General features: G+C 71.4%; 23 protein-coding genes and 1 tRNA gene. 11 read left to right on the top strand and 13 right to left on the bottom strand.

Going from position 1 to position 22,007, the window contains the following annotated elements:
* The first annotated feature begins 122 nt into the window (after positions 1 to 122).
* Entirely contained in the window at positions 123 to 977 is an 855-nt protein-coding gene (locus IE244_RS25830; protein ID WP_191875962.1) for a Cof-type HAD-IIB family hydrolase, read from the top strand.
* Positions 978 to 1,047: 70 nt separating this feature from the next.
* Here IE244_RS25830 and IE244_RS25825 read toward each other — a convergent pair whose 3' ends face one another.
* From IE244_RS25825 to IE244_RS25810, 4 genes are all read right to left on the bottom strand, one after another.
* Positions 1,048 to 1,695 carry an endonuclease gene (locus tag IE244_RS25825; RefSeq protein WP_191875961.1) on the bottom strand — a complete coding sequence of 216 codons (648 nt, stop codon included), beginning with the start codon at positions 1,693 to 1,695 and terminating at the stop codon, positions 1,048 to 1,050.
* Positions 1,696 to 1,711: 16 nt separating this feature from the next.
* Positions 1,712 to 2,053, bottom strand: a complete 342-nt coding sequence (locus IE244_RS25820) for a DUF3140 domain-containing protein (RefSeq protein WP_191875960.1) — start codon at positions 2,051 to 2,053, stop codon at positions 1,712 to 1,714.
* A 30-nt stretch (positions 2,054 to 2,083) separates the two neighbouring features.
* On the bottom strand, positions 2,084 to 2,575 hold the full coding sequence (locus tag IE244_RS25815) for a Dps family protein (RefSeq protein WP_191875959.1): 492 nt from the start codon (positions 2,573 to 2,575) through the stop codon (positions 2,084 to 2,086).
* A gap of 93 nt (positions 2,576 to 2,668) precedes the next feature.
* On the bottom strand, positions 2,669 to 3,478 hold the full coding sequence (locus tag IE244_RS25810) for an alpha/beta hydrolase (RefSeq protein ID WP_191875958.1): 810 nt from the start codon (positions 3,476 to 3,478) through the stop codon (positions 2,669 to 2,671).
* A gap of 162 nt (positions 3,479 to 3,640) precedes the next feature.
* Between IE244_RS25810 and IE244_RS25805 the strand changes: the two genes are divergently transcribed.
* The 3 genes from IE244_RS25805 to IE244_RS25795 all read left to right on the top strand — a co-directional run bounded on the left by IE244_RS25805 (position 3,641) and on the right by IE244_RS25795 (position 7,308).
* Positions 3,641 to 4,828 (top strand): thiolase family protein, encoded by a 1,188-nt coding sequence (locus IE244_RS25805; RefSeq protein WP_191875957.1) that lies wholly within the window; start codon positions 3,641 to 3,643, stop codon positions 4,826 to 4,828.
* Positions 4,829 to 4,901: 73 nt separating this feature from the next.
* Positions 4,902 to 6,416 (top strand): long-chain-fatty-acid--CoA ligase, encoded by a 1,515-nt coding sequence (locus tag IE244_RS25800; RefSeq protein WP_191875956.1) that lies wholly within the window; start codon positions 4,902 to 4,904, stop codon positions 6,414 to 6,416.
* 112 nt (positions 6,417 to 6,528) lie between these two features.
* Positions 6,529 to 7,308, top strand: coding sequence for a sulfite exporter TauE/SafE family protein (locus IE244_RS25795; protein ID WP_191875955.1), 780 nt, complete (start codon positions 6,529 to 6,531; stop codon positions 7,306 to 7,308).
* On the opposite strand, the gene IE244_RS25790 is transcribed toward IE244_RS25795, so the two are convergent.
* A complete protein-coding gene (locus tag IE244_RS25790) occupies positions 7,297 to 8,076 on the bottom strand; it encodes an HAD-IIA family hydrolase (protein ID WP_191876083.1) in 780 nt (259 codons plus the stop codon). The genes IE244_RS25795 and IE244_RS25790 overlap by 12 nt on opposite strands.
* A gap of 70 nt (positions 8,077 to 8,146) precedes the next feature.
* On the opposite strand from IE244_RS25790, the gene IE244_RS25785 reads away from it, so the two are divergent.
* Positions 8,147 to 8,893: a cobalt-precorrin-6A reductase gene (locus tag IE244_RS25785; RefSeq protein WP_191875954.1), complete on the top strand. Its 747-nt coding sequence runs from the start codon at positions 8,147 to 8,149 to the stop codon at positions 8,891 to 8,893.
* A 77-nt stretch (positions 8,894 to 8,970) separates the two neighbouring features.
* Here the strand turns inward: IE244_RS25785 and cobF are convergent, their stop codons facing one another.
* On the bottom strand, positions 8,971 to 9,744 hold the full coding sequence (gene cobF, locus IE244_RS25780) for a precorrin-6A synthase (deacetylating) (protein WP_191875953.1): 774 nt from the start codon (positions 9,742 to 9,744) through the stop codon (positions 8,971 to 8,973).
* A gap of 67 nt (positions 9,745 to 9,811) precedes the next feature.
* Complete coding sequence (locus tag IE244_RS25775) at positions 9,812 to 10,318, bottom strand: DUF309 domain-containing protein (protein WP_191875952.1); 507 nt, start codon at positions 10,316 to 10,318, stop codon at positions 9,812 to 9,814.
* Between the two features lie 116 nt (positions 10,319 to 10,434).
* Between IE244_RS25775 and IE244_RS25770 the strand changes: the two genes are divergently transcribed.
* A tRNA-Pro gene (locus tag IE244_RS25770) sits at positions 10,435 to 10,511 on the top strand.
* Here the strand turns inward: IE244_RS25770 and IE244_RS25765 are convergent.
* From IE244_RS25765 to IE244_RS25740, 6 genes are all read right to left on the bottom strand, one after another.
* A complete protein-coding gene (locus tag IE244_RS25765) occupies positions 10,490 to 11,575 on the bottom strand; it encodes an MASE1 domain-containing protein (RefSeq protein WP_191875951.1) in 1,086 nt (361 codons plus the stop codon). The two genes, IE244_RS25770 and IE244_RS25765, sit on opposite strands and share 22 nt — an antisense overlap.
* 87 nt (positions 11,576 to 11,662) lie before the next feature.
* Positions 11,663 to 13,000, bottom strand: coding sequence for a PP2C family protein-serine/threonine phosphatase (locus tag IE244_RS25760; RefSeq protein ID WP_191875950.1), 1,338 nt, complete (start codon positions 12,998 to 13,000; stop codon positions 11,663 to 11,665).
* A 348-nt stretch (positions 13,001 to 13,348) separates the two neighbouring features.
* Positions 13,349 to 14,236: a carbohydrate ABC transporter permease gene (locus IE244_RS25755; RefSeq protein WP_191875949.1), complete on the bottom strand. Its 888-nt coding sequence runs from the start codon at positions 14,234 to 14,236 to the stop codon at positions 13,349 to 13,351.
* Positions 14,233 to 15,213, bottom strand: a complete 981-nt coding sequence (locus IE244_RS25750; RefSeq protein ID WP_191875948.1) for a carbohydrate ABC transporter permease — start codon at positions 15,211 to 15,213, stop codon at positions 14,233 to 14,235. Before IE244_RS25750 ends, IE244_RS25755 begins: the two co-directional genes overlap by 4 nt.
* A gap of 8 nt (positions 15,214 to 15,221) precedes the next feature.
* Positions 15,222 to 16,535, bottom strand: a complete 1,314-nt coding sequence (locus IE244_RS25745) for an ABC transporter substrate-binding protein (protein ID WP_191875947.1) — start codon at positions 16,533 to 16,535, stop codon at positions 15,222 to 15,224.
* 223 nt (positions 16,536 to 16,758) lie between these two features.
* Positions 16,759 to 17,550: a GntR family transcriptional regulator gene (locus IE244_RS25740; RefSeq protein WP_191875946.1), complete on the bottom strand. Its 792-nt coding sequence runs from the start codon at positions 17,548 to 17,550 to the stop codon at positions 16,759 to 16,761.
* Between the two features lie 177 nt (positions 17,551 to 17,727).
* On the opposite strand from IE244_RS25740, the gene IE244_RS25735 reads away from it, so the two are divergent.
* The 5 genes from IE244_RS25735 (at position 17,728) to IE244_RS25715 (ending at position 21,991) form a co-directional block, all read left to right on the top strand.
* Complete coding sequence (locus tag IE244_RS25735; RefSeq protein ID WP_191875945.1) at positions 17,728 to 18,747, top strand: substrate-binding domain-containing protein; 1,020 nt, start codon at positions 17,728 to 17,730, stop codon at positions 18,745 to 18,747.
* A complete protein-coding gene (locus IE244_RS25730) occupies positions 18,747 to 19,823 on the top strand; it encodes an ABC transporter permease (RefSeq protein ID WP_191875944.1) in 1,077 nt (358 codons plus the stop codon). The genes IE244_RS25735 and IE244_RS25730 overlap by 1 nt, the downstream gene beginning before the upstream one ends.
* A 4-nt stretch (positions 19,824 to 19,827) precedes the next feature.
* Positions 19,828 to 20,739: an ATP-binding cassette domain-containing protein gene (locus tag IE244_RS25725; RefSeq protein WP_191875943.1), complete on the top strand. Its 912-nt coding sequence runs from the start codon at positions 19,828 to 19,830 to the stop codon at positions 20,737 to 20,739.
* A gap of 2 nt (positions 20,740 to 20,741) precedes the next feature.
* On the top strand, positions 20,742 to 21,650 hold the full coding sequence (locus IE244_RS25720; RefSeq protein ID WP_191875942.1) for a sugar phosphate isomerase/epimerase family protein: 909 nt from the start codon (positions 20,742 to 20,744) through the stop codon (positions 21,648 to 21,650).
* 146 nt (positions 21,651 to 21,796) lie between these two features.
* Positions 21,797 to 21,991 carry a hypothetical protein gene (locus IE244_RS25715; RefSeq protein WP_031167697.1) on the top strand — a complete coding sequence of 65 codons (195 nt, stop codon included), beginning with the start codon at positions 21,797 to 21,799 and terminating at the stop codon, positions 21,989 to 21,991.
* Positions 21,992 to 22,007 lie beyond the last annotated feature (16 nt).

Below are 22,007 nucleotides of genomic sequence, written 5' to 3'. Positions count from 1 at the left end.
GCGCTGTCCCGGGAAACGCGCACCACGGGCGGTCGGGGGCGGTCGGTCCGGGGCGGCCGAGGGGTGCCCGGGCGCATGAGCCACACTGGACCGGTACCTCCGTCGCCGACCGGAAGCAGGACATGCCCGCCACGCCCGCACCCCTCCTGGACGTCCCCGGCCTGCCCGCGGGCCCCACCGACATCCGGCTGATCGTCACCGACATGGACGGCACCCTGCTGGACGACGCCCAGCGGATCCCCGAGGGCCTGTGGCCGATGCTCGCCGAACTGCGCCGGCGGGGCGTCCTGTTCAGCCCGGCGAGCGGCCGCCAGTACGCCACGCTGGCGAGGCAGTTCGCGGACGTCGCCGAAGGCATGGTGTTCATCGCCGAGAACGGCACGTACGTGGTCCGCGACGGCGTGGAGCTGAGCTCCGACACGCTGGACGGGTCCGTCGCCGCCGGGGTGGCCCGCACGGTACGGCGGCTGGTCGCGGAGGGCGTGGACGTGGGCGCCGTGGTGTGCGGCAAGCGGGCGGCGTACGTCGAGCGGACCGACGAGGCGTTCCTGGCGGAGGTGCGCAAGTACTACGTCGAGCACCGGATCGTGGAGGACGTCACCGCCGTCGGCGACGAGGTGATCAAGGTCGCGCTGTTCGACTTCGGGGCCGCGGAGCAGTCCACGGCTCCGGCCCTGGCCGAGTTCGCCGCCACCCACCGGGTCGTGGTCTCCGGCGAGCACTGGGTGGACGTCATGAACCGCACCGCCGACAAGGGCACCGCGCTGCGCGGCCTGCAGCGGGCCCTCGGCGTCACGCCCGCGCAGACGATGGTCTTCGGCGACTACCTCAACGACCTGGGGATGCTGGACGCCGCCGAGTGGTCGTTCGCCATGGCCAACGCCCACCCCGAGGTGGTCCGCCGGGCCCGCCACCTCGCGCCGTCCAACAACGAGGACGGGGTGCTGCGGACCATTTCCCGCGTGCTCGGCCTGTAGCGGCCCGGGGGTCACCGGCCGGACGACGTCCAGCTCGCGCCGCTGCGACGCGAGCAGCGGTCCGGCACGGTCATCCGGCGCGGCGGAGACAGTCTTCGGCCACCTCCTTGTCGAGTGCGGCGCGCACCAACGCGGCGGCCAGGGCGGCGGGTTCGACGTCCCCGGCCAGCCGTGTCAGCTTCTCGGGGTCCTCGGGCAGCCCGAGCCGCCGCGCTCCGTCGAGCGCCTTGCCGTCGAGGTAGGGCGCGAGTTCGGGCCACACGTGCTGTGCCTCGCGCAGGAAGATGTCGGCGCCGGCCGGGCCGATGCCGGGTTCCTCCTGGAGCAGCCGCCTGAGTGCGCCGGCGTCGCCGTGCGCCTCCTCGTGCAGCCGGCGCAGATCCCCGGCCCAGCGCTCCAGCAACAGTTCGGCCCCGTCGCCGAGCTGGGTGGCGATGCGCTCGTCGTAGCGCCGGTAGCCGCCGCGGCCGAGCGCGTCCACCCGCTGCTGCCAGCCGGCGTCGGCCATCCGGCGCGGGCTGTCCAGGCGGTCCTCGTGCAGGGCCTGTGCGGCGGCCACCGCGACCGAGGCCCGGATCCGGGCGCTGAGCAGCAGGGCCAGCACGAGCAGCCGGTACAGCGGCTGCGGGGTGTCCTTCAGCGTGATGCCCGCCTCCTCGGCGTACGTCTGTCCGTACGCCGACAGCAGCGCGCGCAGTACCCGTTCCTCCCGGTTCATGACCAGGCCCCCCGGTCTACGGCTTGAGCGGGTCGTGGCCGAGGGTCATCAGCCGGTGGCGGCGTGCGTCGTCCGCTGCCGTCTCCGGCTCCGGCTCGTTCTCCATGTCCACCAGGTCCCCGACCGTGTCGACGACCTCGTACATCACACGGATGTCGTCGTCGGTGAGGTCGGTACGGCGTTTCTGGAGGATGGCGAGGACGTGCTGCCCGGTCGGCGTGCCCGCCGCCTCGGGCAGGGGCTCCGTCTCCTCGTCGGCGTCGCGCACCCGCAGCCAGGCCGCGAGCTCCGCGGAGGTCATGTTGACCACGCGGTGGAAGTCCTCCCACAGCGCGTGGAGTTCGAGGGCGTCGGCCATGGTTCTTCCCCTTCCGTGCGGGGTCTCGTGCTAGCTGGACGCGTTCTCGCGCGGCTGGTTCTCGGCCTCGAACATCCAGCGCTGTTTCTCCAGGTCGGCCGTGACGGAGATGAGCAGGTCCTGGGTGACCGGGTCGGGCTTCTCGGTCGCCGCGACGCGTTCGCGCAGCCGGCCGATGGCCGCTTCGAGCGAGGACACCATCAGTTCCACCACCTCGGTGTCGCGCAGCCAGCCGGCCTTGGTGCCGGGCAGGGCGAAGGTCGCGGCGACGGTCTCGGGCCGGCCGTCCGGGGGCACGCCCAGCGCGGCGGCGCGTTCGGCGACCGTGTCGGAGTGGGCGCGCGCCGCCGCGACCACCTCGTCGAGCTGGAGGTGGATCGACCGGAACCGCGGCCCCACGACGTTCCAGTGCGCCTGCTTCGCGGTCAGCGACAGCCCGAGCAGATCCACCAGGGTGTCCTGCAGAGCGTTCCCGGTGACACCGAGCGCCTCCTCCGGCAGCGTGCTCTTCACCACGGTCATGGCGTGTCCGTCCCCTTTCGTCGTCTCTGTCCGATCGTCGTCTCTGTCCGAAGGGGCGGGTGCCCACCGCCAAGTGGGGCAAAACAGGCCTGCTCAGCGGGGCAGTGCCCGGTCCAGGAAGCGGATCACCTCCGCGAAGGCCTCCTTCTTGCCGATCTCGTGGAACACCTCGTGCCGGGCCCCGGCGAAGATCCGCTCGGTCAGCCGGCCGCCGGCGAGCCGTCGCACTCCGCTCCGGCTACCGGGCAGCGGCACCAGCCGGTCGTCGTCGCCGTGCAGCCACAGCAGCGGCAGCTCGCCCACGTCGCCGCCCCGGTCGACGGCCTCCAGGGTCCGGGTGAACGCCTGCAGGGTCGGCCGTTTCATCGGCCCGTGCCACACCAGCGGATCGGCCGCGTAGGCGGCGCCGACGGCCGGGTCGCGGGAGAGCGCCGAGGGGCTGACCGGGGTGTCCGGGATCTCCGGGAGGGCCAGCAGCCGCCCCGGCAGCTCCCAGGCGCCGATCACCGGCCCGGAAAGGACCAGCGCGCTCAGTTCGGCGCCGTACCGCTGGGCGTAGCGGGCGGAGATCAGGCCGCCCATGGAGTGGCCGATCAGGGCGAGCGGCAGGCCGGGGTGTGCGGACTCGGCCAGCTCGGCCGCGCCGTGCACATCGGTGACCACGTCCTCGAAGTCCTCGATCAGCACCCGCTCCCCGGCCGACCTGCCGTGGCCGACGTGATCGGGGCCGAACACGGCCGCCCCGTGCCCGGTGAGGGCGGCGGCCAGCTCGTCGTACCGGCCGGCGTGTTCGCCGTATCCGTGCACGAGCACGGCCAGGTACCTCGGGGCCGGGTGCGGCCACTCGCGCACGGCGACCAGGCCGTGGGTGCCGTCGAGGGTGTGCTCGCGGACGCGGGGCATCTCTTCTCCGCTCTGCTGCGTCGACTCGCTGAAGGTCCGGGGGGATCTTCCCAGCGGGCCGGTCGGAGGTCTATAGTCCAAAACTAGCAGTGCTAATTAAGTGTCCCCGTGGTCCGCTGATCCACAGTGCCGTGGATCGGTCGTAGGTCAGGAGTCGAAGCCGTGCGTCCCGTCCACTTCGCGGCCGCCCGCCGCACCCCCATCGGCAAGCTGCGCGGAGCCCTGTCCGGCGTCCGGCCCGACGACCTGGCGGCCGGTGTGATCCGCCACCTGGTGGCCGAGGTGCCCGGACTCGACCCGGCCCGGATCGACGACGTCTACTGGGGCGCCGCCAACCAGGCCGGCGAGGACAACCGCAACGTCGCCCGGATGGCCGCCCTGCTCGCCGGGCTCCCCGACTCGGTTCCCGGCGCCACCGTCAACCGGTTGTGCGCCTCCGGCCTCGAAGCGGTCACCACCGCCGCCCGCACCATCGCCGCCGGCGAGGCCGACATCGTGATCGCGGGCGGCTCCGAGTCCATGAGCCGTGCCCCCTTCGTCCTGCCCCGCCCCGACGAGGCCCTGCCGCAGCGCATCGAGACCCACGACACCCGCCTCGGCTGGCGCCTGGTCAACCCGGCGATGAAGGAGCTGCACGGCCTGCTGTCCATGGGCGAGACCGCCGAGGAGGTCGCCGAGCGGTACGGCATCTCCCGCGAGCGGCAGGACGCCTTCGCGCTGCGCAGCCACCAGCAGGCCGCCGCCGCACGCAAGAACGGCCACTTCGACGACGAACTCCTTGCCGTGGAGCGCCCGGACGGCGTGGTGGTCGACCAGGACGAGTGCGTCCGCGAGGACACCTCGCTGGAGAAGCTGGCCCGCCTCAAGCCGGTCTTCCGCCCGGGCGGCACGGTCACGGCGGGCAACGCCTCGCCGATGAACGACGGCGCGGCCGGACTGCTGCTGGTCAGCGAGGAGGCGCTGAACGAGCTGGGCCTGGAGTCCCTCGGCCGCTATGTCGCGGGCGCCTCCGCCGGGGTCCACCCCGACGTGATGGGCCTCGGCCCGGTCCCCGCCACCCGCAAGGCGCTGGCCCGGGCCGGCTGGGACATCGCCGACCTGCGGGAGGCCGAGTTCAACGAGGCGTTCGCCGCACAGGCCCTCGCCTGCGTCGACCAGCTGGGCATCGACCCGGACCTGGTCAACCCGACCGGCGGCGCCATCGCCCTCGGCCATCCCCTCGGCTGCTCGGGCGCCCGCATCCTGACGACCCTGCTGCACCGGATGCGGCGCACGGGCGCCGAGCGGGGCCTGGCGACCATGTGCGTGGGCGTCGGGCAGGGCAGCGCGGTGCTGGTCGAGAGGCACTGAGACGTCTTCGACGGCGGTTCCCCGCACGGGGAGCCGCCGGCACGAGCCGCAGCAAGGAACGGAGCAGCACCCCATGGCAACCCTGTCCGTCGCCGCCATCCTCGCCGAGAACGCCCGGCGTCGCCCCGACACGACCGCACTGGTCGAGGGCGACCTGCGGCTCACCTTCGCCGAGGTGTGGCACAGGGCACTGGCCCAGGCGGGTGCGCTCGCCGGTCTCGGCGTACGGCCCGGGGACCGGGTCGCCCTCATGGCTCCCAACACCGCCGAGTTCCCGGTCGCCTACTACGCCATCGCCGCGGCGGGCGGAGTCGTCGTACCCGTGCATCTGCTGCTGTCGGCCGGTGAGGTCGGGCACGTGCTCCAGGACAGCGGGGCGAGCCTGCTGCTCGTCCACCCCACCAAGGGCGGGACCGGACGGGCCGCCGCCGACGCCCTGGGCGTGCGCACCGTGACCCTGGGCGAGGAGTTCGACCAGCTCGCGGCCGACGCCGAGCCGCTGCCGTCGTACGTCACGCGCGCCGTCGACGACCCGGCGGTGATCTTCTACACGAGCGGTACGACCGGTGTGCCGAAGGGCGCCGTGCTCAGCCACTTCAACATCGTGATGAACGCGACCGTCCACGCCTTCGACACCAACGACATCCGCGCCGACGACATCGCCCTCGGCGCGCTGCCGCTGTTCCACGCGTTCGGCCAGACGGTGTCGCTCAACTCCACCTGGCGGGCGGGCGCCACGCTCGTGCTGCTGCCCCGCTTCGACGCGGCCCGCGCCATCGAGCTGATGGTGAAGGAGGGCGTGAACACGTTCCACGGCGTGCCGACCATGTTCGTCGCCCTCGCGGCGGCGGCCCAGGACGCCGAGGCGCTCCCGGAACTGCGGGTGTGCGTCTCCGGCGGCGCCTCGCTGCCCGTCGCCGTACTGGAGCGGTTCGAGGCCGCCTTCGGGGCGCGGGTCCACGAGGGGTACGGGCTGTCGGAGACCTCGCCGACGGCCACCGTCAACCAGCCCGTCTTCGGCACCAGGGCCGGCACCATCGGCCACCCGCTGTGGGGCGTCGACGTGGAGATCGCCCGCGCCGAGGTGGAGAGCCGCGTCGAACTGCTGCCGCCCGGTGAGCTGGGCGAGGTCGTCATCCGCGGCCACAACGTCTTCTCCGGCTACCTCGGCCGCCCCGAGGCCACCGCCGAGGCCCTCGTCGACGGCTGGTTCCGCACCGGCGACCTCGGCACCAAGGACGAGGACGGCTTCCTGCGGATCGTCGACCGCAAGAAGGACGTCATCATCCGCGGCGGGTACAACGTGTACCCGAGGGAGGTCGAGGAGGTCCTGGTGCGCCACCCGGGCGTCGCCCAGGTCGCGGTCATCGGCCTGCCCGACGAACTGCACGGCGAGGAGGTCTGCGCCGTCGTCGTGCCGGCGCCGGGCACCGCGCCCGACGCCGCCGCGATCACCGCGTGGTCCAGGGAGCACCTCGGCCGGCACAAGTACCCGCGGCGCGTGGAGTTCACGGACGCGATGCCGCTCGGACCCAGCATGAAGGTGCTCAAGCGGGAACTGCGGGCGCGGTACGCGGACCGGCCCTGACGGACCGGGCGCACCGCGCGGACCGCGCCGTCCGGCCGGAGCGGGCGGCGGGATCACCTGGCGAGACGGTCCTTACCCCGGAGGGTTGTCCGGACATAACATCGGTCCCCGCATGAACACGATGACGCTCTGGCACATATCCGGCTGGGGGTTCGCCGCGCTCGCCTTCGCGGCCCTGCTCGTCGGCTTCTCCAAGACCGCGGTGAGCGGTGCCAACACGGTGAGCCTCGCGGTCTTCGCGGCGGTCCTGCCGACCCGCGCGTCCACCGGCGTGCTGCTGCCCGTCCTGATCGCCGGCGACGTGCTCGCCGTCCTCACCTACCGGCGGCACGCCCACTGGCCCACCCTGTGGCGGCTGTTCCCGGCCGTCGCGGCCGGCGTGGTGGCCGGCACGCTGTTCCTGATGTGGGCCGACGACGGGATCGTACGGACCTCGATCGGCGCGATCCTGCTGCTGATGGCCGGCGTCACCCTGTGGCGGCGGCGCCGGGAGAACAGCGGGAGGGCGGAGGCACCGGACCCGGTGACCACCCGGGCGGGCCGCGCCAAGGCCCGTTCGTACGGCGTGCTCGGCGGGTTCACCACGATGGTCGCCAACGCGGGCGGCCCGGTGATGTCCCTGTACCTGTTGTCCGCGGGCTTCCGGAAGCTCGGCTTCCTCGGCACGTCGGCCTTCTTCTTCCTCATCGTGAACGTCTCCAAGCTGCCGTTCAGCGCGGGCCTCGGCCTGATCGACGGCCGTTCGCTGCTCCTTGACGCCGCACTCGCGGTGTTCGTCGTGCCCGGCGCGCTGTTCGGCACGTGGGCTGTGAACAGGATCAACCAGCGACTCTTCGAACAACTCGTGATCGCGGCGACGATCGTGGGCGGAGCCCAGCTGCTACTCCGCTAGCCCCAGCAGCGCCGGCAGGTCGGCGAAGGAGTCCAGGACATGGTCGGGGGCGCCGCTCGCCCCCTCCAGCGTCTCCTGCTGGAACTTCCCCGTCCGCACCAGCACCCCGGTCAGCCCGGCCCGTTGGGCCGCGAGCACGTCCGACTCCACATCGTCGCCCACCATCAGCGCCTGCCCGGCGCCGGCCCCCAGCCGGGCCAGCGCCGCCTCGAAGAACGCCCGGGACGGCTTGCCCGTGACCTCGGCCTCGACCCGGGCCGCCCGCTCCAGACCGAGCAGAAAGGCCCCCGAGTCCAGCTGCAGCCCGGACTCGGTCCGCCAGTACAGGTTGCGGTGCATGGCGATCAGCCGGGCACCGCGCTGGAGGTGCCCGAAGGCCCGGTTGAGCGCCGCGTAGTCGAACTCCGGCCCGGCACCCCCGAGGACGACCACGTCGGGATCGTCGTCCACGAGCGTGACATCACCGAGGTCCTCCGCGATGTCCCCGCTGTTCAGCAGCGCGCAACGGGCGCCCGGGCAGTGCTCGGCCAGGTGGGCGGCGGTGACCGACGGCGCGGTGAGGACGTCCCGGGGGCCCACCTCGAACCCGGCCGCCGACAGTGTCCCGGCGATGGACGCCCGGGTCCGGGACGTCGTGTTCGTCACCAGCGCCACGCCGAGTCCGGCCCCGCGGATCCTCCGCAGCGCCTCCACCGCACCCGGCAACGGCTTCCAGGAGACGGTGAGGACACCGTCGATGTCGATCAGCACGGCGCGCACGGAATCGATGACCTCCATGACCGAGACCGTAGCGACCCGGACCGCGGACCGGCCGGTACGACCTCGTACCCTCACCCCTATGCCCGCGCACGTCCTGATCCTCGGCGGCACCACCGAGGCCCGCCGACTCGCCACGGACCTCGCCGCCCGGCCCGGCGTCCGGGTCACCACGTCGCTGGCCGGCCGCGTCACGCGGCCCGCGACACCGGCCGGTGAGGTACGGATCGGCGGCTTCGGCGGCGCCCAGGGCCTGGCCGACTGGCTGCGCACGCACCACGTGGGCGCCCTGGTCGACGCCACCCACCCCTTCGCCGAGGCCATCACCGCCCACGCGGCCCACGCGGCGGCGGTCACCGGAGTGCCGGCGGCGGTGCTGCGCCGCCCCGGCTGGCGGCCCGCCCCCGGCGACCGCTGGTACGACGTCCCGTCCCTGGCCGGGGCCGCCGAGGCGCTGCCCGGCCTCGGCCGCCGGGTGTTCCTCAGCACCGGACGCCTGGGCCTCGCGGCCTTCGCCCATCTGACGGACCTGCACTTCGTCGTCCGCTCGGTCGACCCGCCCGAGCCGCCCATGCCGCCGGACACCGAACAGGTCCTCGCCCGCGGCCCGTTCACCCTCGCAGACGAGACACGGCTGCTGCGGACCCACCGCATCGAGGTGCTGGTGACCAAGGACAGCGGCGGCGAGGCCACGGCGGCGAAGCTGACCGCCGCGCGGGAACTCGGCCTGCCCGTGGTCGTCGTACGGCGCCCGCCGCTGCCGCCGGGAGTGACGGCGGTGCCGGACGTGGCGGGCGTACTGGACTGGCTGGGCCTCGGCCCGGCGTGAGCGCCGCCCCCCGGAGCCGGCCGACGGCGCGCGGCACCCCGTCCCGGTTCCCGGCGCCCCGCTGCGCGCGGCAGCGGTCAGGCGTCCCCGGGGTTCCTGCGCAGCAGATACGTGTCCATGATCCAGCCCTTGCGCTCGCGCGCCTCGGCCCGCACCCGCTCGATGCGCGGACCGGCCTCGGCGATCGGGCCGGAGACGAGGATCTCGTCCGCGGTGCCGATGTACGCGCCCCAGTAGATGTCCATGTCCTCGCCGGTGTACCGCTGGAAGGCCTGGTGCGCGTCCAGCATCACGACCACGTCGTCCACGCCCTCGGGGAAGCCCTCGGCCAGCCGCCGCCCGGTGGTGATCTGCACCGGCCGGGCGACCCGGTTCAGGCCCGTGCGATGCCGGGCGACCAGCGCGGAGACACTGCTGATGCCGGGTACGACGTCGTACTCGAACGCGACCGCGCCGCGCTCCAGCACCTCCTGCAGAATCCCGAGCGTGCTGTCGTAGAGCGCCGGATCCCCCCACACCAGGAAGGCACCCGTGCCGTCCTCGCCCAGCTCCTCGGCGATCAGCCGTTCGTAGATCCCGGCGCGGGCGCTGCGCCAGTCCTCCACGGCCGGCGAGTACGCCGACCCGCCCGCCTCCCGGTCCCGCTCCGGGTCCCGGGCCTCCACCACCCGGTACGACCCCTCGGGCAGATGCGCTTCCAGCATGTCCCGGCGCAGCCGGGTGAGGTCGCTCTTCACCTCACCCTTGCCGAGCAGGAAGAACACGTCCGTGTTCCGCAGCGCCCTGACGGCCTGCAGGGTCAGCTGTTCGGGGTCGCCCGCGCCGATACCGATGACATGAATCTTTCGCACGCCCCGAGTCTGCCGCATGCCGCCGCGAGCGGGCGCGGCGCCTCCGCACGCCGTGCGACGGCACGCGTCAGGAACGCAGCCGGGGCGCCTCGGCAGTCGCGTCCACGGGCCGGCCCCCGCCCTCCACCCGCCTCGCCAGCGCGCGCGCCCACCGGGTCAGAGCGGCGAGATCGATCCCGTACGGCCGGTCCTCGCCCTGTTCCGTCTCCCATTCCACGAGTGCCCCGGCGCCCCGCCGCAGCAGGCGCGCACCGCCGACGGCGTTGCCGCGGGCCGCGTGGGTGAGCCCGACCGCCAGCTGTGCCAGGCCGCGCCACAGTGCGCGCTCCTCCTGCGGGCCCGCCTTCCAGGCGTCCTCGAACACCTCGTGCGCGTGGAACGGCCTGCCCGCGTCCAGCAGCTCCTGTGCCTCGCCGACCGTCTCCCCAGGCGTCCGCAGGACCCCTTCCGGCTGCCGGGGGACGCCCTGCGCGCCGTAGGGCAGCGGGCGGCCGAGCCCGTCCCGGGGCCGGGCGTTGCGTGCCCGCCCCTCCACGTCCCGGTCCCTGGCATCCGATGCGCCCGCACTCGTCATACGGCCGATTGTCCCCCGCCGCCCGTCACGTCCTGCCCGGCCCTCTTCGGCGCAGCCCCTCAGGTGGGGTAAAGTGCTGTTCGCGCGATCACGCGGGTCACCGCGAGTGAGCGCATCGGGACGTGGCGCAGCTTGGTAGCGCACTTGACTGGGGGTCAAGGGGTCGCAGGTTCAAATCCTGTCGTCCCGACCAGCCTTCTGGCCGGTCGCAGGCCGTCTTCTCGTGAACGAGGAGGCGGCCTTCGTCGTTGCCGACGGGTCCACCCGGTGGTCCTCGCCCTCGGCCTCGCCGTTGGAGAACATCGGGCTGCGGTCACCGGTCGCGATCTTCGCCGCCATCCCGGCGAGCTGGCTGCAGGCGCGCGCGATCTCGCGCTGGGTCTGGTTCCGCTCGCTGATGACCGCGGAGAGCAGCAGGGCGGTCAGCGCGGCGGAACCGTTGAACGCCTGCAGGGTGATCATGGCCGTGACCAGGCTGTGGCCGGCGAACGGGCCCGATCTCTCGGCGGCGGACAGGATCGCGAACGTCGACACGGCCAGCGCGCAGGGCGCGGCCCCGGCCAGCTGGAAGCGGAAGGCCGCCCAGATCAGCAGCGGGAAGCCGAGGAACAGCAGCGGCGCGTGGCTGGTCTCGAGGAAACCGACGCCGATCGTGGCGGCCACCAGCAGCAGTCCCTCCGCCCACCGGGACGCCGGCGCGTTCCTCGGCAGGCGGGCCGAGCGAAGCACGAGCAGGACCGGTGTGACCACCAGGACACCCATCGCGTCGCCGGTCCACCAGACCGACCACGTCGGCCAGAAGTGCGCGGGGCTCAGCGCACCGGCGAGGACCAGGGTGCCGGTGCCCGTCGTCGAGCTGACCAGCATCCCGGTGAACGCACCGAGAAAGATCAGCGCGAGCGCGTCCCGCAGACGGTCCAGTTCCGTACGGAACCCCGCTCTGCCCAGCAGTACGTAGGAGCAGACGGGAGCGAGGGTGTTTCCCGCCACGATCGCGAGCACGGCCGGGACCGACGGCCCCAGCGAGACATTGACCAGGAACGCGCCCAGGGCGATCCCCGGCCAGACGCGCGGGCCGCGCAGCAGCAGGCTCGCCACGGCGATACCGCTCGGCGGCCACAGCGGGGTGACCTGGCCACGCACCAGCTGCTGCAGCAGCCCCAGCTTGGCCGCACCGAGATAGAGCGCGGCGGTGGCACAGATCTCGACGGCGGCCATGCCACCGCGCTGCAGTCGTTCACGCCGCGCCACAGGCATCGGGCGACCTCCGTGTCGACATCGCCCCGAGGCCATCATCCGCCGGATCCGCCGGATCCTCCACGGCACCGGTGCGGGCGTGCGGGGTCAGGCGGCCGGGGTGCGCAGGGCGAGGATGGCCATGTCGTCGTGGCCGTCGCTGGGGTGGTGGTCGGCCAGGGCCTGGACGAACTCCGACAGGGGCAGCGCGGCGTGTGTCACGGCGAGCTCGGCGAGCTCGTTCAGGCTCTCGTCGATGGAGTGGTCGGGGTGCTCGATCAGCCCGTCGGTGAAGAAGACCACGATGGCGTCCGGGGGCAGGAGGCGGGAGTGGTCCGGGCGGGGCTGCCGGTAGTCCACGCCGAGCGGCAGGCCGGGCTCGGCCAGCAGGTACGCCGCGCGGCGGTCAGGGGTGAGCAGCAGCGGCGGGACGTGGCCCGCGCTGCTCCAGCGGAGTCGCCAGCCGCCTGACTCCGGTTCGATGCGGGCCAGCGCGGTGGTCGTGACGGGATTGTTCGTGATGGCCTCCAGGGCCCGGTCGAGCTGGGTGAGGACCGCGCCGGGCGGACTGCTGTGGTCGAACACCAGCGCACGCAGCATGTTGCGGGTGGCGGCCATGGCGGCCGCGGCCCGCAGGTCGTGGCCGACCACGTCGCCGATGACCACCGCCACCACGTGGTCGGGCAGGAGGATGGCGTCGTACCAGTCCCCGCCGAGCTGACTGGGCTCGGCTGCGGGCCGGTAGATGGCGGCGGCGGTGAAGGGCCGCAGGTCGGGCAGGGTGGGCAGCAGAAGCCGCTGGAACTGCTCGGCGCCGAGGCGAATCCGTTCGAACAGGCGGACGTTCTCGATCGCGATTCCGGCGGCGCCGGCCAGGGCGACGACGACGTTCTCGTCGTGCAGGTCGAAGGGCCGGCCGTCGAGCCGCTCGGAGAGGTAGAGGTCACCGTAGATCTCGCCGCGCACGCTGATGGCGACGCCCAGCAGGGTGCGCAGGCACGGGTGGCCGGGCGGGAACCCGGCGGAGGACGGATGGGCCGGGATGTCGTCGATCCGCAGGGGTTCGGGGTAGCGGATCAGGTGGCCGAGGACGCCCAGGCCACGGGGCAGGCCGGTCTGGGCCAGGGCGGCGCGTTCCCGTTCGGACAGGCCCGCCGAGATGAACTGCTCCAGGCGCTCCCCGGACTCGTTGAGCACGCCCAGTGCCCCGTAACGGGCGCCGACCAGGTCCATCGCGGTGGTCACGATCCGGTGCAGCACCGCGGGCAGCTCCACCTCGCGGCTGATCGCCACCACCGCGTCCAGCAGGCCCTGCAGCCGGTCCATGGAGGACATCAGGGCGCGCAGCTGCTCGTCGATCCGGCTCAGCTCGGACCGCAGGCGCAGCTGCAGGTCGGGCAGACGCGTCGGGCGGGGCTGCCGGCGGCCTTCCTTCCCCGTCGCCATCAGAAGCGTCCGGTGGCTCGGTGCGCCTGGTACGGCCGAGCCGAGCTGTACGTCAGCCCCTCACCCGAACGGTACATAGCGGCCTCCTGACCCGACCGGGGCCGCGACCACGGCGTGGCACGCTCCATCGGGGCGGACGGCCACCGCGGTGGCCGCCGGCACGATGCCCTCGTCCCCGGCGGGTGTCTCGCCTCCGATTGTGGCATCGGCGCCCCGCTCGTGGTCCGGATCGTCCGCCGCGGCGCCGCCGGCGCATCCCCGCGACGCGCTCCGAGGCCCCGCGTCCCGGCCGATCGACCGGAATCCGGCAGTGATCGAACCGCCGGAAGCGTTCACGGCCCACGTGGCTCAGCCCTTGCTGGAGCCGAGTGTCAGACCGCTGACGAACTGGCGCTGGAGCGCGAAGTACACGACCAGCGTCGGGATCGCGGTCAGCAGGGAGCCCGCGGCGACCAGGTTGGGATCGGTGAAGTACTGCCCGGAGAGGTTGTTCAGGGCCGAGGTGATCGGCATGTTCTCGCCGGTCGAGATCAGCACCAGCGCCCAGAAGAAGTCGTTGTAGATCCAGATCGACAGCAGGGTCGCCAGGGCCGCCATGGCCGGCTTGCACAGCGGCAGCGTGATCTGCCAGTACAGCCGCCACACGGAGGCGCCGTCGACCAGCGCGGCCTCGGTCAGCTCGTGCGGCAGCGAGCGCATGTAGTTGCTCAGCACGAACGCGCAGAACCCCGACTGGAACGCCACGTGGATGAGGACCAGACCGAGCGCGGAGTCGTACAGCTTGCCGCTCTGCGTGATGCCCGGCAGGTCCGTCAGCAGGTACAGCCGGTACAGCGGGGTGATGATGACCTGCTGCGGCAGCAGGTTGCCGGCCGTGAACACCAGCAGCAGCGCCAGGTTGAGACGGAAGTCGAACCGGGCGACGTAGAACGCGACACAGGAGGACAGGAACAGGGTCAGCAGCACGGCCGGCACCGCGATGAGCAGCGTGTTGCCGAAGTAGTGCAGCATGTCCGACTGCCGGAACGCGTTCGTGAAGTTGTCGAAGGTCAGCTTGTCCGGCCACGAGACGTATCCCTTGGCGCTGGTCTCGCTGTAGGGCCGCAGCGCCGAGAAGACCGCCCACAGCAGCGGCGCCAGCCACGCCAGCGCCGTACCGGCGAGGAAGACGTGCAGCAGGACCCGGGCGGGCCGGAGCGGGGCGCGCCGCTTCAGCGGCACAGTGGTGCTGCTCATGCGCGCCGCTCCTTCCGGAAGGTGGCGATCAGATACGGGATGATCACCGCGAGGGAGATCACCAGCAGGACGACGGCGATCGCCGAGCCGTAACCGATGCGGCTGGACTCGCCGATGATGTTGTCGGTGACCAGGATCGACAGCAACTCCGTGCCCTGGGCTCCCTTGTTGAAGACGAAGACCAGGTCGAAGGCGCGCAGTGCCTCGATGATCGTGACGACCAGGACGACCGTGTTGGTCGGGCGCAGGGTGGGGAAGATGACGCTCCTGAAGGTCTGCCACTCGCCCGCGCCGTCCAGCGCCGAGGCCTCCCTGAGCGACGGGTCGACGCTCTTCAGGCCGGCCAGGTACAGGATCATCATGTAGCCGGTGTGCCGCCAGGACGCGGCGATCAGGATCGCCCACAGGTTCAGGTGCGGGTCGCCGATCCAGTCGATGTAGTGGCCGGGCTTGTTGGCGCCGAGGATGCTGTTGATCAGTCCGGTGTCCGGGTTGTAGACCAGCTGCCAGACGAAGCCGATGCAGGCCATCGAGATGACCACCGGCAGGAAGAACGCGGTCTGGTAGACCCGGCTGAAGCGGATCCGCTTGTCCAGCTGCACGGCCAGGAACAGGCCGAACGGCGTCGGGATCAGGATCAGTACGACGAACCAGACGACGTTGTGCTGGACGGCGGGCCAGAACTGCGGGTTGTCGCTGAAGAGCTGACGGAAGTTGTCCAGGCCCACCCACTTGATCGAGTCGAACCCGATGCCGTCCCAGGTGGTGAAGGCGAGGAAGATCGAGGCGATGGCGGTGACCCAGACCAGGGCCACGTGCAGGATCGTCGGCACGCCCGCCATCACGGCGAGCGTGAACCGGTCACGGCGGGTCAGCAGGCGCCGGTGGCCCCGCGTGACCCGCTTCTTCCCGGGCATGGGCCCCGGCGGCGGCACGGCGGCCGCCTCCGGGGTCTTCGTCGTCGTGTCGGTCGTCATCGGGCCGCTCACTGGGACGCGAAGATCTGCTTCTTCTGGCGCTCGACGGAGGACAGCAGGCTGTCCACGCCCTTGGGATTCTGCAGGAACTTCTGCAGACCCGGCTGCATCACCGTGGAGGTGAAGTCGGGCCGGGAGTCGCGGTCCATGAACTGGGTGAGGCTCTTGGCTGCGCCGATCATGTCGAACGCCTTCTTCTGCAGCGCCGAGTAGGAGGAGGTGTCGGCCTTGCCGGACGCGGCCACCACGCTCGGGTCGGTCTTCAGGTACAGCTCCTCGGCCGCCGGGCTGCCCAGGTACTCCAGCAGCCTGACGACACCGGCGTGGTTCTTCGGGGCCTTGCTGACCATGAAGCCGTCGGTCGGCGCCTCGACCGTGTCCTGGCCGTACGCGGAGTTGATCTCCGGGAAGGGGAAGAAGTCGAGGTCGTCCAGGTCGGCCTTGTTCGTGAACTGCTGGGCCACGAAGGAGCCGAGGAGGTACATGCCGGCCTTCTTCGCCACCAGCGTCTGCGCGGCGTCCTGCCAGGTGCGGCCCATGAAGCCGTCCTGGTGGTAGGGGAGGATCTCGCTCCAGTGGTCGAAGACGGCCTTCACCTTGGCGTCGGTCCAGGACGCCTTGCCCGCCATCAGCTGGACGTGGAAGTCGTATCCGTTGAGCCGGAAGTTGATCTGGTCGAAGGTGCCCATCGCCGGCCAGGCGTCCTTGTCGCCGAAGGCGAGCGGGACGAGGCCGTCCTTCTTCATCTGCCGGCACAGCGCGACGAAGTCGTCCCAGTTCGCGGGGACCTGGTAGCCGTGCTGCCGGAAGACGCTCCTGCGGTAGAAGATCGCCCAGGGGTACGTCGTCAGCGGCACGAAGTAGTACTTGCCGTCCTCGCCCTTGCTGAGCTTCTTCATCGCGTCCGGGAAATTGTCCCCGATCTTCTCCCACACGTCGTCGATGGGCGTGGCCAGCTTCTTCGCCGCGAAGAACTGCATCCGGTAGCCGGCGAACCAGTTGAACACGTCGTCCGGCGTGCCCTGCAGATACGAATTGATCTGCTCCTGGAAGGTGTTGTGGTCCTTCGTGTTCACATCGACGGTGAGGCCGGACTGCTTCTTGAAGGCCGCGTAGACGCTTTCGAACGCTGCCTTCGGTACGGCGTCCGAGGCGTTGGAGCCGAGCGTGACGGTCTTCGGGTCGGAGGAGGAACCGCTGCCTCCGCAGGCGGACAGCAGGGGTGTGCCGGCCCCGGCGAGCACGGCGGCGGCGCCCGCTGTGCGCAGGACCGAACGGCGGCTGGGACCCGGGACGGAAAGACCGGAGGGGGAGAGGCGCATGGCGGCTCCTGAGGAATGCAGGGCTCGGTCAAGGGGTGAGTCGATCACCGAAAGGTTGTCGAAACCGCTCAGAAACCAACTCGACCGAACATCGTGGGCGTAATGACAGCCCCAGGTCCGCTCATGAGTCAATAGGTCGGGTCGCGCGGGGGTGCGTCTTGCCCGAAACGTAATCGTCACCGTCACCTGCAACTTTGTTGAAGATCGGGCAGGTGGTTCCGTTTCAGGTCCTGACCAGCAGTTGGAAGTCGAAGGCGTACCGTGAGGCCCGGTACACGTGGCTGCCGTACTCCACCGGCCGGCCCGTGACGTCGTACGCGGTGCGCCGCATGGTGAGCAGGGCCGCGCCCTCCTTCTCCTCCAGCAGGGCGGCCTCCTCGGCCGTCGCTGCGCGTGCGCCGATGGACTGGCGGGCGCTGTGCAGGACGATCCCGGCGGACCGCATCATGCGGTACAGGCCCGTCGACTCCAGCCGCTCCGTGGGCAGTTCGAGCAGGGGGGCCGGGAGGTGGTTGCACAGGAACGCCACCGGACGGCCGTGGGCGCGGCGCAGTCGCTCCAGTACGGTGACCTCGGCACCCTCCGCCACGCCGAGGGCCGCGGCCACCTCCGCGCTCGCGGGGATCCGCTCGTTGCGCAGCACCCGGGTGGTGGGGTCCTGTCCGGCCGACTCCAGGTCGTCGTAGAGGCTGCTGAGTTCCAGTGGCCGTCTGACCTTGCTGTGCACGACCTGCGTGCCCACCCCGCGGCGGCGCACCAGCAGCCCCTTGTCCACCAGGGACTGGATCGCCTGGCGCACGGTGGGCCGGGACAGGCCGAGCCGTACCGACAGGTCGATCTCGTTGCCCAGGAGGTTGCCCGGGGCCAGCGTGCCGTGCGTGATGGCGGCCTCCAGCTGCTGGGCGAGCTGGTGGTACAGCGGCACCGGGCTGGTGCGGTCCAGGGTGAAGCCCAGGGAGTCGAGGGCGCGATCACCCGGTGCCGTTCGCTGCGGGCTGCGGTGTACTGGGCTCATGCCTCTCAGGTGTAGGTCGGGGAGGCGAGGGTGTCAATGGTTTGTACTTACATTCGGACCACCGTGTGAAATGATGTCTTAACAAAGTATTGACAGCGGGCTCGCCACGGACTTGGATCCCGTCCCAACGCAACAGCGTCCCTTCCCCCGTCGCACGCACAGTGAGGTGCAGGAAAGATGGACCGCTCTTCCCCCTCCCGCTCCCGGAGACTGGCCCCCTTCGTCGCGGTCGCCGCCGCGGCCGCCCTGACCCTCGCCGGCTGCGCGAGCGCCCACGGCGGCAAGAAGGCCGAGGAGGCGGCGCAGAACGCCTCGGCGGGCAGGGCCGACACCCCGCGCATGACCGTCGCGCTGGTCACCCACCAGGCACCCGGCGACACCTTCTGGGACACGGTCCGCAAGGGTGCCGAGGCGGCCGCCGCCAAGGACAACGTCAAACTGATCTACTCGGCGGACCCCAACGCCGGCAACCAGGCGAACCTGGTGCAGAACGCGATCGACCAGGGGGTCGACGGCATCGCGGTCACCCTGGCCAAGCCCGACGCGATGAAGAACGTCATCGGCAAGGCGGAGCGGGCCGGCATCCCGGTGGTGGGCCTGAACTCCGGACTGAGTGACTGGAGGAAGCTCGGGCTGCTGGAGTTCTTCGGGCAGGACGAGAGCGTGGCGGGCGAGGCGTTCGGCGACAAGCTGAACACCACCGGCGCCAAGAAGATCGTCTGTGTCGTCCAGGAGCAGGGCAACGTGGGCCTCACCCAGCGCTGCGACGGCGTGAAGAAGACGTTCAAGGGCACCACTGAGACGCTGTACGTGAACGGCACCGACATGCCGTCCGTGCGGGCGACCATGACGGCCAAGCTGAAGCAGGACAGCTCCGTCGACACGGTCGTCACCCTCGGCGCCCCCTTCGCGCTGACCGCCGTGCAGGCGGTGGGCGACGCGGGCAGCAAGGCCAAGGTGGCCACCTTCGACCTGAACAAGGACCTGGTGAAGGCCGTCCAGAACGGCTCGATCGAGTTCGCCGTCGACCAGCAGCCCTATCTGCAGGGCTACCTGGCGGTCGACGCGCTGTGGCTCTACAAGAACAACGGCAACTACAGCGGCGGCGGGGTCCAGCCGGTGCTCACCGGCCCGGCCTTCGTCGACAAGACCAACGTCGACAAGGTCGCCGAGTTCGCCGCGAAGGGGACCCGGTGATGAGCATGGCCCAGCAGGCTGAGCCGGCGATGACCACCCCGCCGGGATCCGGTCCGAAACAGACCGACGGCCGTACCGTCCGGCGCCCGCTGGCGCTGCGGCTGCTGGCCCGCCCCGAGGTCGGCGTCTTCCTCGGCGCCGCCGCCGTACTCGTCTTCTTCCTGATCGCGGCGCCCTCGGTCCGCCAGGGCGGCTCGATGGCCACGATCCTCTACCAGTCCTCGACCATCGGGATCATGGCCCTGCCGGTCGCCCTGCTGATGATCGGCGGCGAGTTCGACCTCTCCGCAGGCGTCGCGGTGATCTCCTCGGCGCTGACCGCGAGCATGCTCAGCTACCAGCTGACCCTCAACGTGTGGACGGGCGTGATCGTCGCCCTGGCCGTGTCCCTGGCGATCGGCTTCTTCAACGGCTGGATGGTGGTCAGGACCGGTCTGCCCAGCTTCCTGATCACACTGGGCACCTTCCTGATCCTGCAGGGCGTGAACCTGGCCGTGACCAAGTGGGTCACCGGCAACGTGGCCACCGACGACATCAGCGACATGGACGGCTTCGACCAGGCCAAGAAGATCTTCGCGTCCTCCTTCGACGTGGCCGGGGTCGAGGTGAAGATCACGGTCGTGTGGTGGCTGGTCTTCGCGGCGCTGGCCACCTGGGTGCTGCTGCGCACCAAGTACGGCAACTGGATCTTCGCCGTCGGCGGCGACAAGGAGTCCGCCCGCGCGGTGGGTGTCCCCGTGACCTTCACCAAGATCTCGCTGTTCATGCTGGTCGGCTTCGGCGCCTGGTTCGTCGGCATGCACAACCTGTTCTCCTTCAACACCGTGCAGTCCGGCGAGGGCGTCGGCCAGGAGCTGATCTACATCGCGGCGGCCGTCATCGGCGGCTGTCTGCTCACCGGCGGCTACGGGTCCGCGATCGGCCCGGTCTTCGGCGCGTTCATGTTCGGCATGGTCAACCAGGGCATCGTCTTCGCCGGCTGGAACCCCGACTGGTTCAAGGCCTTCCTCGGCGTGATGCTGCTCGGCGCCGTCCTGATCAATCTGTGGGTCCAGCGCACGGCGACCCGGAGGTAGAGCGATGACCGACAAGACATCCGGAACGCACGGCGCCGTCGTCCAGGACTCCGCACCCGGCCAGGACGGCCTGCTGGTCGAGCTGCGCGGCGCGGGCAAGTCCTACGGCAACGTCCGCGCCCTGCACGGCGTCGACCTGAAGGTCCACGCCGGCCAGGTCACCTGCGTGCTCGGCGACAACGGCGCGGGCAAGTCCACCCTCATCAAGATCATCTCGGGGCTGCACCAGCACACCGAGGGCGAGTTCCTCGTCGACGGCACCGCCGTCCGCTTCTCCACCCCCCGCGAGGCCCTCGACCGCGGTATCGCCACCGTCTACCAGGACCTGGCGACGGTGCCGCTGATGCCGGTGTGGCGCAACTTCTTCCTCGGCTCCGAGATGACCCGGGGCCCCTGGCCGGTCCGCCGCCTGGACATCCCCCGCATGAAGGCCACCGCCGACCAGGAACTGCGCAACATGGGCATCGTCCTCGACGACCTGGAACAGCCCATCGGCACCCTCTCCGGCGGCCAGCGCCAGTGCGTGGCCATCGCCCGCGCCGTCTACTTCGGCGCCCGCGTCCTCATCCTGGACGAGCCCACCGCGGCCCTCGGCGTCAAACAGTCCGGCGTGGTGCTGAAGTACATCGCCGCCGCCCGCGACCGCGGCCTCGGCGTCATCTTCATCACCCACAACCCCCACCACGCCTACATGGTCGGCGACCACTTCAGCGTCCTGCGCCTGGGCACCCTGGAACTCTCCGCCGACCGCAGCGAGGTCAGCCTCGAAGAACTGACCAACCACATGGCCGGCGGCGCCGAACTCGCCGCCCTCAAACACGAACTCGCCCAGGTACGCGGCGTCGACACCGAAGAACTCCCCGAAGAGGACGACCTCACCGCACCCGTCGCACCCTCCCCGGAAGGAACCACCTGACCATGGTCACCCCCACCCCGCTGGACCGGATCCGGGTCGGCTCGGCCCCCGACTCCTGGGGCGTCTGGTTCCCCGACGACCCGCGGCAGGTGCCCTGGGAACGCTTCCTCGACGAGGTCGCCGAGGCCGGTTACGAGTGGATCGAACTCGGCCCCTACGGCTACCTCCCCACCGATCCCGCGCGCCTGCGGGACGAGGTGGCCCGGCGGAACCTGAAGGTCTCGGCGGGCACGGTCTTCACCGGCATGCACCGCGGCCCGTCCGTCTGGGCGGACACCTGGGCCCACGTCAGCCAGGTCGCCGCGCTGACCCAGGCGATGGGCGCACGGCACCTGGTGGTCATCCCCTCCTTCTGGCGGGACGACAAGACCGCCGAGATCCTGGAACCACCGGAGCTGACCGCCGAGCAGTGGGCGCACCTGACCAAGGGCATGGAGCGGCTCGGCCACGAGGTCAGGGAGACGTACGGCCTGGACATCGTGGTCCACCCGCACGCCGACACCCACATCGACACCGAGGAGCACGTCGAACGCTTCCTGGACTCGACCGACGCCGAGCTGGTCAACCTCTGTCTGGACACCGGGCACTACGCCTACTGCGGCGGGGACAGCGTCAAGCTCGTCGAGACCTACGGCGAGCGCATCGGCTATCTGCACCTCAAGCAGGTCGACCCGGACATCCTCGCCGAGGTGGTCGCGCACGGAGTGCCGTTCGGGCCGGCCGTGCAGCGGGGCGTGATGTGCGAACCCCCGTCCGGTGTACCGGAGCTGGGGCCCGTCCTGGAAGCCGCGCAGAAACTGGGTGTGGAGCTGTTCGCGATCGTCGAGCAGGACATGTACCCGTGCGAGCCGGACAAGCCCCTCCCGATCGCGGTCCGCACCCGCCGGTTCCTGCGCTCCTGCGGGGCCTGAGCGGACCTCCCGGCGCCGGGCCCCCGCCGGGGCCCGGTTCCTGCGGGACGGCAACGGATTCGGCCGGCGCCCGGCCGGGAACCAACCGGGGGCACGCGGGCGTTGTGCACGATGACGGGGGACGCCCGCGCAGACGGGAGGACGAGATGACACACCGCACACCGCCCCGGAAGACGCCCGGGGACCCTGCCGACGCGGCGGCCCTGCGCCACGACCGCTTCGGCTCGCTGCCGGACCGGATACGCCCCGAGGACATGATCGAGACCAGGCCGGCCACCGTGCCGGACCCGGCGCGGGACACCTACAACCCCGACGAGTGGCTGATCCGTTACTGCGGCTGAGACACGGATGCGGCGC

This window comes from Streptomyces filipinensis (assembly GCF_014649495.1).
GTDB lineage: Bacteria > Actinomycetota > Actinomycetes > Streptomycetales > Streptomycetaceae > Streptomyces > Streptomyces filipinensis.
This window is presented reverse-complemented; position numbering and strand designations above follow the sequence as displayed.

Excerpts from the sequence above, each read along its gene's own strand:
- IE244_RS25830 (WP_191875962.1), top strand. The coding sequence starts at position 123 with ATGCCCGCCACGCCCGCACCCCTCCTGGACGTCCCCGGCCTGCCCGCG.
- IE244_RS25825 (WP_191875961.1), bottom strand. The coding sequence starts at position 1,695 with ATGAACCGGGAGGAACGGGTACTGCGCGCGCTGCTGTCGGCGTACGGA.
- IE244_RS25820 (WP_191875960.1), bottom strand. The coding sequence starts at position 2,053 with ATGGCCGACGCCCTCGAACTCCACGCGCTGTGGGAGGACTTCCACCGC.
- IE244_RS25815 (WP_191875959.1), bottom strand. The coding sequence starts at position 2,575 with ATGACCGTGGTGAAGAGCACGCTGCCGGAGGAGGCGCTCGGTGTCACC.
- IE244_RS25810 (WP_191875958.1), bottom strand. The coding sequence starts at position 3,478 with ATGCCCCGCGTCCGCGAGCACACCCTCGACGGCACCCACGGCCTGGTC.
- IE244_RS25800 (WP_191875956.1), top strand. The coding sequence starts at position 4,902 with ATGGCAACCCTGTCCGTCGCCGCCATCCTCGCCGAGAACGCCCGGCGT.
- IE244_RS25795 (WP_191875955.1), top strand. The coding sequence starts at position 6,529 with ATGAACACGATGACGCTCTGGCACATATCCGGCTGGGGGTTCGCCGCG.
- IE244_RS25785 (WP_191875954.1), top strand. The coding sequence starts at position 8,147 with ATGCCCGCGCACGTCCTGATCCTCGGCGGCACCACCGAGGCCCGCCGA.
- IE244_RS25775 (WP_191875952.1), bottom strand. The coding sequence starts at position 10,318 with ATGACGAGTGCGGGCGCATCGGATGCCAGGGACCGGGACGTGGAGGGG.
- IE244_RS25765 (WP_191875951.1), bottom strand. The coding sequence starts at position 11,575 with ATGCCTGTGGCGCGGCGTGAACGACTGCAGCGCGGTGGCATGGCCGCC.
- IE244_RS25760 (WP_191875950.1), bottom strand. The coding sequence starts at position 13,000 with ATGGCGACGGGGAAGGAAGGCCGCCGGCAGCCCCGCCCGACGCGTCTG.
- IE244_RS25755 (WP_191875949.1), bottom strand. The coding sequence starts at position 14,236 with ATGAGCAGCACCACTGTGCCGCTGAAGCGGCGCGCCCCGCTCCGGCCC.
- IE244_RS25750 (WP_191875948.1), bottom strand. The coding sequence starts at position 15,213 with ATGACGACCGACACGACGACGAAGACCCCGGAGGCGGCCGCCGTGCCG.
- IE244_RS25745 (WP_191875947.1), bottom strand. The coding sequence starts at position 16,535 with ATGCGCCTCTCCCCCTCCGGTCTTTCCGTCCCGGGTCCCAGCCGCCGT.
- IE244_RS25740 (WP_191875946.1), bottom strand. The coding sequence starts at position 17,550 with ATGAGCCCAGTACACCGCAGCCCGCAGCGAACGGCACCGGGTGATCGC.
- IE244_RS25735 (WP_191875945.1), top strand. The coding sequence starts at position 17,728 with ATGGACCGCTCTTCCCCCTCCCGCTCCCGGAGACTGGCCCCCTTCGTC.
- IE244_RS25730 (WP_191875944.1), top strand. The coding sequence starts at position 18,747 with ATGAGCATGGCCCAGCAGGCTGAGCCGGCGATGACCACCCCGCCGGGA.
- IE244_RS25725 (WP_191875943.1), top strand. The coding sequence starts at position 19,828 with ATGACCGACAAGACATCCGGAACGCACGGCGCCGTCGTCCAGGACTCC.
- IE244_RS25720 (WP_191875942.1), top strand. The coding sequence starts at position 20,742 with ATGGTCACCCCCACCCCGCTGGACCGGATCCGGGTCGGCTCGGCCCCC.
- IE244_RS25715 (WP_031167697.1), top strand. The coding sequence starts at position 21,797 with ATGACACACCGCACACCGCCCCGGAAGACGCCCGGGGACCCTGCCGAC.